Origin of the sequence: Pseudomonas sp. FP198 (assembly GCF_030687895.1) — a bacterium.
Classification (GTDB): domain Bacteria; phylum Pseudomonadota; class Gammaproteobacteria; order Pseudomonadales; family Pseudomonadaceae; genus Aquipseudomonas.
In genome coordinates this window covers 3,320,824-3,334,569 of record NZ_CP117452.1, presented here as the reverse complement: position 1 = coordinate 3,334,569, position 13,746 = coordinate 3,320,824, and the positions used below count along the sequence as shown (strand labels likewise).

General features: G+C 58.3%; 12 protein-coding genes. 1 reads left to right on the top strand and 11 read right to left on the bottom strand.

Annotated features, from left to right (window positions below):
- Positions 1-14: 14 nt before the first annotated feature.
- From PSH78_RS15010 to PSH78_RS14995, 4 genes are all read right to left on the bottom strand, one after another.
- On the bottom strand, positions 15-545 hold the full coding sequence (locus tag PSH78_RS15010) for a cupin domain-containing protein (protein ID WP_305495106.1): 531 nt from the start codon (positions 543-545) through the stop codon (positions 15-17).
- A 188-nt stretch (positions 546-733) separates the two neighbouring features.
- On the bottom strand, positions 734-1,468 hold the full coding sequence (locus PSH78_RS15005; RefSeq protein WP_305495104.1) for an ABC transporter substrate-binding protein: 735 nt from the start codon (positions 1,466-1,468) through the stop codon (positions 734-736).
- A gap of 21 nt (positions 1,469-1,489) precedes the next feature.
- A complete protein-coding gene (locus tag PSH78_RS15000; protein ID WP_305501271.1) occupies positions 1,490-2,833 on the bottom strand; it encodes a diguanylate cyclase in 1,344 nt (447 codons plus the stop codon).
- 1 nt (position 2,834) lies between these two features.
- Positions 2,835-3,605 (bottom strand): ABC transporter substrate-binding protein, encoded by a 771-nt coding sequence (locus PSH78_RS14995; RefSeq protein WP_305495102.1) that lies wholly within the window; start codon positions 3,603-3,605, stop codon positions 2,835-2,837.
- Between the two features lie 231 nt (positions 3,606-3,836).
- On the opposite strand from PSH78_RS14995, the gene PSH78_RS14990 reads away from it, so the two are divergent.
- The gene (locus tag PSH78_RS14990) at positions 3,837-5,573 is read left to right on the top strand and encodes an OPT family oligopeptide transporter (protein WP_305495101.1); all 1,737 of its coding nucleotides are present in this window, start codon (positions 3,837-3,839) and stop codon (positions 5,571-5,573) included.
- Positions 5,574-5,840: 267 nt separating this feature from the next.
- Here PSH78_RS14990 and PSH78_RS14985 read toward each other — a convergent pair whose 3' ends face one another.
- The 7 genes from PSH78_RS14985 to PSH78_RS14955 form a co-directional block, all read right to left on the bottom strand.
- Complete coding sequence (locus PSH78_RS14985; RefSeq protein WP_305495099.1) at positions 5,841-6,263, bottom strand: hypothetical protein; 423 nt, start codon at positions 6,261-6,263, stop codon at positions 5,841-5,843.
- Between the two features lie 403 nt (positions 6,264-6,666).
- Positions 6,667-6,831: a hypothetical protein gene (locus tag PSH78_RS14980; protein WP_305495097.1), complete on the bottom strand. Its 165-nt coding sequence runs from the start codon at positions 6,829-6,831 to the stop codon at positions 6,667-6,669.
- A 305-nt stretch (positions 6,832-7,136) separates the two neighbouring features.
- Positions 7,137-7,484, bottom strand: a complete 348-nt coding sequence (locus tag PSH78_RS14975; RefSeq protein ID WP_305495095.1) for a hypothetical protein — start codon at positions 7,482-7,484, stop codon at positions 7,137-7,139.
- Between the two features lie 204 nt (positions 7,485-7,688).
- Positions 7,689-8,108: a hypothetical protein gene (locus PSH78_RS14970; protein WP_305495093.1), complete on the bottom strand. Its 420-nt coding sequence runs from the start codon at positions 8,106-8,108 to the stop codon at positions 7,689-7,691.
- Positions 8,109-8,470: 362 nt separating this feature from the next.
- Positions 8,471-8,887 carry a hypothetical protein gene (locus PSH78_RS14965; RefSeq protein WP_305495091.1) on the bottom strand — a complete coding sequence of 139 codons (417 nt, stop codon included), beginning with the start codon at positions 8,885-8,887 and terminating at the stop codon, positions 8,471-8,473.
- Positions 8,887-11,736, bottom strand: coding sequence for an RHS repeat-associated core domain-containing protein (locus PSH78_RS14960; protein WP_305495090.1), 2,850 nt, complete (start codon positions 11,734-11,736; stop codon positions 8,887-8,889). Before PSH78_RS14960 ends, PSH78_RS14965 begins: the two co-directional genes overlap by 1 nt.
- 190 nt (positions 11,737-11,926) lie before the next feature.
- Complete coding sequence (locus PSH78_RS14955; protein ID WP_305495089.1) at positions 11,927-13,711, bottom strand: IlvD/Edd family dehydratase; 1,785 nt, start codon at positions 13,709-13,711, stop codon at positions 11,927-11,929.
- Positions 13,712-13,746 lie beyond the last annotated feature (35 nt).

The window sequence follows — 13,746 nt, the reverse complement described above, 5'->3', positions numbered from 1 at the left end:
GGCCCGGCAGAGGCTCAGCGGGGCTTGGTCCAATATTGGCCGACGGCCCCCGGTGATCCCTGCACCGGGTCCCGATCAGGAAACGGTAGCGCGTCGATGTTTGCCAGTTGCGCCGCGTTCGGCGCTTCGCGGCAGATGTCGGCCTGCTGGCCCGGTGGATACGCTCCGACGACCAGGAAATCTTCGCTGGAACCCAGGTTGCAATGCCCGGTGCCGGCAGGTAGCAGCAACACGTCGCCTGCCTGGACGTCGATCGCTTGTCCATCGGGGCCGCCGATCATCAAGCGCGCCTGACCACTGGCGACGCCCAGAACTTCGTGGCCCTCGGTGTGGTAATGGTGGAAATCGTAGATCCCGTAGCGCCATTGCGGCGGCCAGCCGTTGCTGCGAAACATCTCTTCCAGATGGGCGGCCAGATCACCTGCCTGGGTAGCTATTGCGCCACGGTAGATGATCACCGGCAGGCGCGGGTGGTTGGGTACCCAATCGTTGCGTTCCAGCATCAGGGTCTGAATGGACTCCGATACCGAGTTCAGTGTGCTCATCGATACATCTCCATCGCTGTAGCCGAAACCAGGAATGTGGGAGCGAGCCTGCTCGCGAATCGGTGTGACAGACGACATTGATGTCGAATGTGCAGCCGTCTTCGCGAGCAGGCTCGCTCCCACAGCATCTAGTGGGCTAGACGATATTTGCGATGCGAGAGTTCAACGTCGCTGACCGGTGCCGCTCGTCAACGCTTCTCCTTCATGATCCGCTCGACTTCGCCCGACGCCTTGAGCGCTTCGAACGCGCGCTGGGCACGGGCGACCGTCTCGTCCGGCGTGCTCAGGCTGAAAGCCAGGTAGACCCGGTGGGGCTGTTCGCCGAGGGCATAGACTTCCTCCAGCTGATTGAAATCCATCTGGGCATCCTGGCTCATCAGGCGTGCCGTGTTCTCCGGCATCGGCACCAGTTGGACCTGACGGTTCAACAGTTTCTGGAAGTTGTCGTGGTTGTTCGCCGACACGACCAGACGACTGAAGCCACGTTCTTGCAGGTAGATCTGCTTGGCGTCATTGCGTATCACGCCGATGCTGTACTGCTTGGCCTCTTCAAGGTTGCGGACAGTGATGGGGTCGGCGTCTCGCAGCTTGTAGAGCCGGCTGGTGGAACGATGAATTTCACCGACCCACTTGAACAGCTGTTCCCGGGCCGGGGTGCGATCGAGCGGGAAAATCAGCACGTTGGGCTCGCGCAAGGCCATCTCATAAGCCCGCGCCCACGGATACAGGGCCATGCGGAAATCGTTGAGGTTGGCCTGTTGCAGCGTGTCGGACGCGATGTGGATACCGGGGCCGACGAGTTTGTCATCGCGCAGATACGCGTACAGTGAGTCCTCGGTCACGACCTCGATGGTTTCGGCCTGACCCTTGAGACTGATCAAGGCCAGGAGTACGCAGGAGCAGAGCAGCAGAGAGTGGCGCATACAGACCTCGACGTTGACGATTCAGAGGGAGACGCGGTTGCGTCCCTGGTGCTTGGCCCGGTACAGCGCCTGGTCGGCGCGTTGCATCAGTGGGTCGAAATGATCCATGGTCTCGGGGTCCAGCTCGGCGACGCCGATGCTCAGGGTGACGAAGGGCGAGACCGATGAGCCGCTGTGGGGCAGCTTGCGTTCGGCCAGGGCGGCGCGCAGCCTCTCGGCCGCCTCGCAGGCCTGCTGCGCGTCGATGTTGGGGAGCACGACGACGAACTCTTCGCCACCCACCCGTGCGGTCAGCTCGCCGGAGCGCCCGAACACGTCACGCAGGGTTTCGGCTATCTGTTGCAGGCACAGGTCGCCGTTCATGTGGCCGTAGGTGTCGTTGTAGATCTTGAAAAAATCCACGTCGCACATGAGCACCGCCAGCGGCGTCCTATGACGCATGGCGCGGCGGAATTCGACTTCCTTCAGTTCGTCGAAGTGGCGACGGTTGGCCAGGCCGGTCAAGGCGTCGTGGCGGGACAAGGCTTCGAGGGCCTGGTTGGCGGCCTTGAGTTCCGCCGTGCGCGCCTCGACCAGTTCGACCAGTTGATCGCGGCTGGCGGCGATCGCCAGTTCGTCCGAACGCTGGCGCTCCAGGTGCGCGTGGAGATTGTCCTGCAGTTCGTTGACCTGGGTTTCGAGCAGGCTCAGTTCGTCCTGGCGGTTGACCGAGCGCTGCAATTTGAGGTGACGCTTGAGCGTCTGCGGAGCGAGCTCACCCAAATGCCGGGCGATATGCACCACATGGATGGTCACCAGGCGGTTGAACATGGTCATGACCAGCCCGGCCAGGAGCATCGATTGGATGATTTGCGTGATGACGATAGTGCGCGCTTCGCCCCACAGGCGCTTCCAGAGCAGTTGGTTGTCGCCCTCGATGATCAGCTCGCCGACTTTTTCATGGGCGCCGAGATAGGGTTGCGCGATGAGCTGGCGCTGCAACACCGGTGCCGAGCCGGCGTTACCGGTGGTATAGCGGTTGAGTTCGATGATTTCCGGTGAGCGGCCGGGCCGCAGGACATTCAGGACCACGCGTCCGACCGGCGCGGCACTGGCGACACTGTTGAGCTGCTTGTCCAGGGACTCGCGATCCATTTCCCAGATGGCGTGGGCCAGGGTGTCCTGGAACACCTGGTCAATCAGCCCCAGCTCGGAATTCATCTCCGCCAGGTTGCTTTCCCAGGCCAGCCAGGTGCGCCATGTCACCATCGCCACGGTGAAAATCAGGCAGAACAGCAGCGTCGCGAGCACCAGTCGACGCCCCAGGGAGCTAAGGGCCTTGGCCGGTGGTCGTTGAAAGGGCGCCGGGGCGAAGTTGCCGTCCATCTCATAACCACTTGCGCGCGATGGCATCGTAGACGCCGTTGCGACGAATGGCCTCCAGGCCGGCGCGGAATTTCTCGACGGTTTGCGCCGGCGTGTTACGGCTGAACGCCATGTTCAAGCCGTCGGCGCTGCTCAGTTCGGGCAGCGGCAATGACCGGATGAGGACTTTGTCCGGGTCTTCACCATTTTGCCGAGTCAGGTACAGCGCGTTGAGTTCGTTGGAAATCCACAACTCCACATGATCAACCTTGAGCTTGCGGTAGTTGTGTTCGTATCGGGTGCTCGATTGCAGATCCTCGCCGATGCGGAATCCCTTCGAGACCAGGTATTGCTCGCCGACGTCCTGATTGACGGTCGCGATCTGGTGCCCATGGGCATCGGCCAGGGAGTTGAGCTTCACTGGCCGCTCAGCCAGGGAGTAGATGTACCACTGGGTCGGGGCGATGGCGCCGATCCACTGGAAAAGCGCTTCGCGTGCGGGCGTGCGGACGATCGAATAGATCAGGACATTGCTTTCGTTGAGCGCCAACTCGTATGCGCGGGCCCAAGGCATGGGCTGGATCGACGCCTGGACGCCGATCTCCTTGAGCACGGCCTCGACGACCTCGGTGCTCATGCCGGTCACGCGTCCGTCCTGCGTCATGTTGTAGGGCGGCAATTCCTCCGTGACGATGCGCAGCGGCGGCTCAGCCGCGATGGCCAACGCCGACCCACCCGCAACCAGGAGCATCAGGACGCCGAACATCAGTAAGCGGTTAAGCTGCAAAGCCATTGATCATCACCCTATGCGACCAGCAGAGCCTGGCGAGGCCTGAGGGCCGTCGTCACACAGGTTATCGGCCAGGTGGGGGGCTGCTTGAGGAGAGCGTTCGATTGTCGGGGCTGACCGCTCTATCCCGTGGTCGCCAGAATCATCGCCGGTGAACCTTGCGTCGATACGGCACTCACTTGTCAGGTAGTTGCCTCGGCTGAGCCGAATGTTTTTTGCCGATAAGGAATTCGCATGGACCAGATTTCCAGCCCGCATGTCCTCCCCGTCGAACGCGAATTCAGTCCGCGCGCGGTCATCACGGGGATCGTGCTTGGCATCCTCCTGACGCCCTCCAATGTCTATGCCGGATTAAAAATCGGCTGGTCATTCAACATGTCGATCATTGCCTTGCTGGTCGGCTACGGCATCTGGCAGGGCCTGGCCAAACGCTCGGCAGCGGGGCTGCCGTGGACGTTGCACGAAAGCAACATCAACCAGACCGTGGCGTCGGCAGCGGCGTCGATCATCTCCGGCGGGCTGGTCGCGCCCATTCCGGCGTACACCTTGCTGACCGGCCAGCAACTGGACGCGGTGCCGATGATTGCCTGGGTATTTTCGGTGAGCTTCCTGGGCATCTGGATTGCCTGGTACCTGCGGCCGTCATTGCTCAATGACAAGGCGCTGAGGTTCCCCGAAGGCATGGCGACCCTGGAAACCCTCCTGCACATCTACAACCATGGTCAGGAGGCCGCGACGCGGCTGAAGGTGCTGCTCGGCGCGGCGCTGCTGTCCGGGCTCGCCAAGTGGGTCGATACCTTTTGGTGGGCCATCCCGCGCTGGTCGCCGAGCGCCCAACTGGAGCGCCTGACCTTTACCGCAGACCCTTCGTTGTTGCTGGTGGGGTTCGGCGGCATCATCGGCATTCGTGTTGGCCTGACCCTGCTGCTCGGCGCGCTACTGGCGTGGGGCGGGTTGGCGCCGTGGCTGCTGGAAAATGGCCTGGTGCAGTTACCGCCCGGTAGCAGTGGAGCGCAATTTGCCGTGCTGGTGGAGTGGCTGCTGTGGCCGGGGGTGAGCCTGATGGTCTGCTCGACGCTGGCTTCCCTGGCGATTCGCTTGTGGGACTTGCACGGTTCCACCAAGGCCAGCGGCGCGGCGACCTGGGTGGTTCCCAAGGCCGGCCCCGCCCTCGGTTTCCTATCGGCGATCATCCTGGTGGTGAGCCTGCAAGCGCTGTTGTTTGGCATCAATCCGTGGATGGCGCTACTGACCATCCCCTTGGCCATCTGCCTGGCGGCGGTGGCGGCCCGGGTAGTCGGCGCCACAGGCATTCCGCCTATCGGTGCCATCGGGCAACTGTCCCAGTTGAGTTTTGGCATCGTCGCCCCGGGCCAGGTGCCGATCAACCTGATGAGCGCCAATACCGCCGGCGGTTCGGCCGGGCAATGCACAGACTTGATGAACGATTTCAAGGTGGGCCGAGCGATCGGCGCCACGCCGCGCAAACAACTGCAGGCGCAGACCCTGGGAATCTTCATCGGCAGCATCGTCGGCGTACTGGCCTATCTGGCGCTGATTCCGGACCCCCAGACCATGCTGCTCACCGAAGAGTGGCCGGCCCCAGCGGTCGCCACCTGGAAAGCCGTGGCGCAGACCCTCACCCATGGCCTGGACTCACTGTCAGCCAGCATCCGCTGGGCGATTTTCATCGGCGCCATCGCCGGCTTGCTGCTGGGCATCCTCGACAGCCTGCTGCCGGCCCATCGGGCCCGCTACCTGCCAAGCACGGCGGCCTTGGGCCTGGCCTTTGTCCTGCCGGCCTCGGTATCGCTGATGATGGCCCTCGGCGCCGTGCTCACCTGGCTGGTGAGCTGCCGCTGGCCAAGCCTCACCGAACGCTTCGCCATTACGGCGGCGGCGGGGTTGATTGCGGGGGAGAGCATTACCGGGGTAGGGGCATCGTTGTGGGAGATGGTTGGGAATATGTGAGTAGGCATGAAAGTTTGATCTATGAGTGTGCAACTTAACATGTGCCTGCAACCCCCCGTGGCGAGGGAGCTTGCTCCCGCTGGGCTGCGTAGCAGCCCCTCTAAACGGCACCAAGGTGTGTTTGGCTGATCCCATAGACTGTTTTGGGGCCGCTTCGCGACCCAGCGGGAGCAAGCTCCCTCGCCACGGAGGGCGAATCTTTTGATGGAACGGCCAGTTAATAAAACCTGTAGTGGCGGCAAGAAACGCTCTCGGCAATATAAGCGATTATATGTAATCCCAAGTAGATTGGTCCTCGGTTTCTGCTTTTTTTAGATCGTCTGCCCATAATGTAGTAGCCAATCTATATATATCTTCAAAAAACGCCCTGGGATTATTCATTGTGTCCCATCCGCAGGGGAGTGATGAGTATTCCTGGCAGCCATGTTCTAATAAAGCCTGAAAATCATAACTACCGTCTTGCAATGCTTCCTCTAAGCTTTTGTACAGCGCAAACTTTTGTCTGTGCGTTATTTTCCAACGCTTAGATAGCGAATAATTTAGGATTAGGATCTCTCGATCCGTTGGGTTGTTAGGGTCAAATTTTGCCAATTCTTCCCCTAGTGTCTCCTCCCGATCGTAGATATCAAAACATCCCAAAAAATACGCAGGCGTGGGTAGATATGGTTGGCCAGTGCTAGGGTCGATCACTTTGTTTATCCTATTTAATTGCGTGAAAAGGTGAGAGGGGGCAAAAAGTGAAAAGGGGATGGATTAATTACGCCTTGAAAGGGGCGGATCTATTAAAAATAAACCTGTCCCCTTTTTTCTTTTTTCCTTTCCACTTTTTCCCTAAAAACTTAGATATAGTGCCAGGTGGGTTGATCCTCAGTTTTCGCCCTGCAAATATCATCCTTCCAGGCTTTTCCTGCTAGTCTATATATTTCTTCAAAAAACAAGCGAGGATTTTTTATCTCATCCCATCCATCGGGGAACGATGCACACTCCTGCGAGTCATGCTCTAGCAAAGCCTGAAAGTCGTACTCGTTATCTAAGGTCGCGGTTTCCAAGCACTTGTGGAGCAAGTACTTTTCCCTGTATGTCCGCCTTGCCTTCAAAGCATACTCGAGATTAATATTTTTCTATCGATGGGTCTGTTAGGATCATATTTTTGCAGCTCTTCACCTAATGTTTCTTCTCTGTCATAAATATCAAGGCATCCTAAAAAATAAGAAGGTGTTGGTGTGTATGGAAGTCTGGTTCCGGGATCAATCAACATTTCTCACCTGTCTTAGTAATGAAAAGGGGCGGATTTATTAACGCCTTGAAAGGGGCGGATCTATTAAAAATAAATCTGTCCCCGTTTTCTCACGTGGCGAGGGAGCTTGCTCCCGCTGGGCTGCGTAGCAGCCCCTTCTCAAAGCACTTCGGTGTGTCTGGCTGGTCCCTTAGATTGTTTTGGGGCCGCTTCGCGACCCAGCGGGAGCACGCTCCCTCGCCACGGGGAGCGGTTTGGCGGTGCAGTGGGGGCTCGCATTCTTTGGCCGATGTCCGTGGGCGTCGGTACTGTTATAACTCTAATTTTCAAATATGGGATTTATACTTGATTAAAGAGTTTAATAGTATTTGCATAAATCGACGCTGATCATGGACATCATCATCAAAATAAGTATCCATATTTAGAAAAACCCTGTCAAAGCTATCGCCACCCTTAAGGAGATGTTCTAGGGTGTCGATTAGCAAAGCTTGCTCTTTTGGTTTGTGATGCATAAATTCCGGGCGAATCAGTAGATCAAATAGATCTTTCAGATCCTCATCACAGTTGATATTTTTTGATGTTATTATTTCTTCACGCGCCACGTCGTGATTATTTTCGATGCTAAAAACAAATAGTAGCGCCCAAACATCATGCAAGTCGTAAGTCTGCTTCATATGCCCGATCCCGTATAGGCTGTTTTAGGTAGGCCATTTTTATCGAGGATAACTATTGCCTTTGTTTGTGTTCGGAATGAAAGGGGCGCCAGATGAAAGCAGATAAAAGGGGACGGATTTATTAACGCCCTGAGAGGGGCAGGTCTATTAAAAATAAATCTGTCCCCTTTCTTTAGGGCACAAGAGGACGCATTTTCTACAAACTTAGATATAGTGCCAGGTAGATTGATCCTCAGTTTCCGCCTTGCAAATATCATCCTTCCAGACTTTTCCTGCTAATCTATATATTTCTTCAAAAAACAAGCGAGGATTTTCCATTTCATCCCATCCATCGGGGAGCGATGAGCACTCCTGCGAGTCATGCTCTAGCAAAGGCTGAAAGTCGTACTCATTATCTAGAATCGCAGTTTCCAAGCACTTATAGAGCAAGTACTTTTCCCTGTATGTCCGCCTTACCTTCAAAGCGTACTCGATAATTAATATTTCTCTATCGATAGGCCTGTTAGGATCAAATTTTTGCAGCTCCTCACCTAATGTTTCTTCTCTGTCATAAATATCAAAGCATCCTAAAAAATAAGACGGTGTTGGTGTGTATGGAAGTCTGGTCCCGGGATCAATCAACATTTCTCACCTATTTTATTGGGAATAAAGTAAACGGTACGCCTGTATCGGGATCTACTTTCATCTCAAATCGGTCCATGGCAACAAGCTTTGGGTTTGATGGGGCCTTTTTGTTTGGGATATATCCTTCGCCAGCCCCAGGAAGCTCCGTTCTAATGATGTTATTGTTGTTTTGATCTCGCCCTGTAAACCGTGAAAGCCCATATTTTTCCCGGCTGACTGCTAGGTTATAAGCTTTTAGTTGCATTTCCCAACTGGAAAACCTTGAAGTGAAAAGGGGACGGATTTATTAACGCCTTGAAAGGGGCGGATCTATTAAAAATAAATCTGTCCCCGTTTTTTCTCCAAACCAACCCTCCGAAAACTTACCAATTGGATGGGTCTTCAATGACAGCTTTTTGGATATCTTCTTTCCATTTTTCTTTTGCTAGCAGATAGATATCTCTAAAGAAACCTTTTGGATCTTTCAAGTTATACCACTCTCCACGAGGCCAGCTACCAGCGCAGTCTTCCTCTATGTCAAACACGCCTTGAAAATCAACAGTCGGATCATCGAGTTTTTCCTTAAGGAACGATAGCAGCACATATTTATGCCTGTAAGACAAGCATTCCAGATCCAAACCATACTTACGAATAAGTTCTAATCTGTCCTGTTCGTCATCAGGGTTGTAAGCTTCGAGCATTGCACCGCAAGTCTCTTCACGATCGTATACGTCAAACTGTCCAACAAACCACATGAAATCAGGGATAAACTCCTCATTTAGAAATGGGTGTTTCAACATTATTTTCTCTCCGCAGGAAAACCAGTGTAAGGCGCGCCATTCTTGTCAAATTTAATTTCGAACCAATTTAAGTTTTCGTTCAGTTTAGGATTTTTCTTGTCTTTTTTGTTTGGTTTATAACCACGCCCAGCTCCCGGCAGTTCTTGCCTGACAACCCTATCTTTTTTATGATCCATGCCAGTAAAAGGGTCGAGCCCAAGCCTTTCCCTTGTCATGGCCTTGTTTAGCGCACCTAGATGAATACGCCAGTTGCTAAACTGAGAGCTCAAGCTTCCAATAGCGCCTTTGGGAACGTCTCCTGTATGTGGATTCGCACCGTTAATGGCTCGCTGTTTCAGCGCAAGGTCTGATATTTCCGCACTGTGCTTCTCAACGGTGTGCATGTTGTATTTTTTCTCCATAGCGACAACACGCCTCTTAGCGTTCGCTTCCCCTAATTCATCAATCCGTGCCCGGCGCTGATCCGCCGTCATCGGCAGCGCCGGCTCACCCTCGTCCACCGCAACCTTCGCCGCCGGATCCTGCTCGCCAACCGCCGGCTTCTTACATCCATCTCCCGGGCAACCTTCCAACCCCAACGGATCCACCCACCCCGTCGGGTTCAGGGTGTACCGGTACCCATTGAGCCCACCCGCCAGCTTGCTCGGGTCAGGCGTGAGATACCGCCCCGTCTCCGGATTGTAGTACCGGTGCCGGTTGTAATGCAGGCCGCTTTCCAGGTCGTGGTATTGGCCTTGGAAACGCAGCGGTTGGGTCAGTCGCTTGCCGGCGCCGTGGGCGAGTTTGCTGAGTTTGCCGTAGCCGGTGTAGCGCGCCGCCCAGACGATTTCGCCTTGGTAACTGGTCAGTTCTTGCGGTGTGCCGAGGTGGTCGTTGTGGTAGTAGAACGGCGTGGCGTTTTCCGGGCCTTGGCCTTCGAGCAGGGCGAGGGGGCGGAAGCTGCCGGGCTCGTAGACGTAGCTTTGGTAATGATGGTCGCTGCTTTCGGCGATGAGCTGGTCGCCTTGCCAGATGAATTCGGTGGTCTGGCCGTCCACGGTCTTTTCGATGCGTCGGCCGAAGGCGTCGTAGCGGTAGGTCACCAGCGTCTGTTCGGTGCGCCAGGCTTCGTCCGGATGTTGTTGCGGGTCAAAGCTCTGATAGTCGATGGCGACCAGGTGGCGATGCTCGTAGCGCAACCGCAGGCCGCGCCGGGCGCCGTTGTCCAGGCGGCTGATGTCGCCGTAGATGTTGCGCTGGACGGTCAGGCGGTTGTCGTACCGATCACTCAACGCCGTCAGATGACCGTCGCGAAAGTGCAGGAAAGGGGCGTCTTCGCCGGGCTGGGCGATGATCAGCTCGTCCGGCTCGCGGCTCAGGTAGATCGCCGCGCGGGCCAGGCTGTTGTGGATCGCCGGGCGCTGTAGGCTGGGGCGAGGAAAGCTGGTGCGGCGGTTTTCCTGGTCGATCCAGATCACCTGCTCGCCTTCGATCACCAAGCGATGGGCCAGCGCATGGCTCCAGCCACGGCCAAGCCCGATGTCCAGCTCGGCGGCGCTGGTGCGATAGAGGCGGGTGAAGATGAACGGCAAGCGTCCGTCGAGGGTGCCGTCTTCCAGGGTCAGCAGTTCTTCACCGGTGACCATCGACACCGGACAGCCGTCGGTGCGGGTCTGGGCGGCGCTGTCGGCGGGGTCGCCGTTGGGGTTTTTCGATGGGGTGGGGGCGTCGTCGTGGGCTTCGTCTTTTTTCAGCGTGGTGTTGCGCTGTGCGTCCCAGCGCAATTGCATCCGACCTTTTTTCACGCCGGCGGCAATGCCTCGCGCCGCCACGGTTTTGTAGCGGTCCACGTAGGCCACGAAACCGTTCACCAACGCGAAGATCGCCCGGATGAAACGCGTCACCGCGTCCAGTAGCCGGGCGCTGTGCCGGACCAGGCGCAGCGACAGGTAGGCAATCCCGGCGCCCGCCCCGGCGAAGGTCAGGACCACGCCGATCAGCAGGTCGATCACCAACTGCACGACCACCATGGACAACGCTTTGGCCGTGCCGCCGGCCACTTCGCTGGGCGGCAGCATGTCCAGCCAGAGACTCGCGGTGCGCACCAGCAGGCACAGCGCCGCTTCGTCGCTGGCGAGCAATTGCAGCTTGGCCATCACCAGCGGGGACGACTCGGCAAGTTCGACCAGGTCCGCCGCACCGCTGCCCAATTGTTCGCCGAACCGGCTCGGGTCCTTGAGGATGTCCGAGAGCAAGCTGATGCTGTCCCACACACCTTCGATGGCCGCCCAACCGCCGGCGAGCAGGCCATTGCCCACCGCGGCCGCCGACGTCGCCGACGATTGCTGCGCCCATTGCGGCTTGAAACCCTGCCATTCGCTACGCAGCCAGTCCGTCAGATCAGCAGTCAGGCCGTCGTAGGAAGAAAACAGATCCTCGATCTGCCTGGGGGTGACTTCGCTTTGAACGTGAACCCGGTAGTAGCGACCCGCTTCGCCTTTGAAGGTCCCGACGCCCTGGGCATTCAGCTGGACGGGGGTGATCTCGCCGCTGTCCACCGACACTACATCCACCACGATGTCGCCCAGCGGAATGTCGTACACCGATTCGAGCTTGCTCTCGATCGTCAGGACCCCACCCTTGGGGCATCGAGCGACGGTAGAGTGAAAATCACTGTCGCGGCTGCTGACTGCCGTGGCGCTGTCACCAAAAACAAGCACCCGTTCCATGCCCATCAGCGAAGGCAAGTCGGCCGCCTGGCTGGCCCGGTCCGCCGCACGGGCGTACCAGCGGTCGAGTTGTTCGCGGTAGAGGGAAAGGCTGTCTTTGAAGCTGTCGAGTTCCGCCTCGATGCGGCGCACCTGATCCATCAGGAAGCGGCCTGTTCAAAGGCCGGCAGGAAAAATCGGTCGAACATGGGCAGGCGTCTCGCGAAAAATCGGGTGCGCGAGACTTTGCCGAGGAAGGCTAGGGAAATAAGTCAGACAAGGAGGCGGGTGATGTAGGACGTTTCTTTAAGTGCTTCCAAACGCCCGGCCACTCACGACCGGGCGCTTCGAGTCAATGAGAGTGCCGCGGCTCGCCGCTGCGGGCGATTACCCGCAAATGCAACGTGGCCGGCTCCAGGCAGCCGCCGGTGGACAGCTGCCCGACCAGTTGCCGATAGAGTTCCTGCCAGGGCGTTTGCGAGGGCGGGATGTTCGGTGTCCATTCGCGGCGGCGCCGTTCCATTTCGGCCTCGTCGACCAGCAGGTTGACGGTGCGGGTGTTCAGGTCCACTTGCAGCCGGTCGTTGGTTTGCAGCAGTGCCAGACCGCCGCCCACGGCTGCTTCCGGGGACATGTTGAGGATCGACGGGCTCGCCGATGTGCCGCTCTGGCGGCCGTCGCCGAGGCAGGGCAGGGAGTCGATGCCGCGTTTGATCAGTGCCGCGGGCGGCGCCATGTTCACCACCTCGGCGCTGCCGGGATAACCCACGGTGCCAACGCCGCGAATGACCAGGATGCAGCGCTCGTCGATGTCCAGCGCCGGGTCGTCGATCCGCGCGTGGTAATCCTCCGGTCCTTCAAACACGATGGCCCGGGCTTCGAAGCTGTTTTCGGCGCCGGGTTCGGACAGGTAGGTCTTGCGAAACGCCTCGCCGACCACCGACATCTTCATGATCGCGCTGTCGAAAAAATTGCCGCTGAGCACGATGAATCCGGCGCGGTGCTTGAGCGGGGTAGCAAACGGATAGATGACATCGGCGTTGCTGGTCAGGCTGCTGCTGACGATTTCGCCAATCGTCTTGCCGCTGACCGTGGCGCAGTCTTCGTGCAGGCGTCCGGCCTTTTGCAGTTCATGCATGACCGCCGGCACGCCACCGGCGCGGTGGAAGCCTTCGCCGAGGTACTTGCCGGCCGGCATGCAGTTGACCAACAGCGGCACGTCCTCGCCGATCTTCTGCCAGTCATCCAGGCTCAGCTCGACGCCCATGTGCCGGGCGATGGCGATCAGGTGCGGCGGGCAGTTGCTCGATGCACCGAGTGCCGAGGCGACAGCGATGGCGTTCTCGAACGCCTCGCGGGTCATGATCCGGGACGGGCGCACGTCCTGGCGGACCAATTCGCAGATGCGTTTGCCGGTGGCGTAGGCCATCTGCCCGCGCTCGCGATAGGGCGCCGGAATGCTCGCGCAACCGGGCAGCGACATGCCCAGGGCTTCGGCCAGGGCGTTCATCGACAGCGCGGTGCCCATGGTGTTGCAGTGGCCCACGGAGGGCGATGCCGCCGTGGTCATTTCCATGAAGCCTTCGTAGTCGATTTCGCCGGCGGCCATCAGGTTGCGTGCGTGCCAGAGCACGGTGCCGGAGCCGATCAGTTCGCCCTTGTGATGGCCGTCGAGCATCGGCCCGCCGGAGAGCACGATGGCCGGCAGGTCGGTGGTCGCCGCCGCCATCAGGCACGCCGGGGTGGTCTTGTCGCAGCCGGTGGTGAGGACCACGCCGTCCAACGGGTAGCCATGGAGGATTTCCACCAGGCCCAGGTAGGCCAGGTTACGGTCCAGGGCAGCGGTGGGCCGGCGCGACTGTTCGGCGATCGGGTGGACCGGGAATTCCATCGGGATGCCACCGGCGTCGCGAATACCGGCCTTGACCCGTTGCGCCAGCTCCAGGTGATGACGATTGCAGGGCGTCAGGTCGCTGCCGGTCTGGGCGATGCCGATGATCGGCCGACCCGATTGCAGCTCTTCGCGGGTCATTCCGTAGTTCATGTAGCGCTCGACGTACAGCGCGGTCATGTCCGCGTGAGCCGGGTCGTTGAACCACTGCTCGCTGCGCAGGCGGCGTTTTGGCGTGTCACTCATGATTCATTTCTCTCTTGTAATTGGATGAATCGACG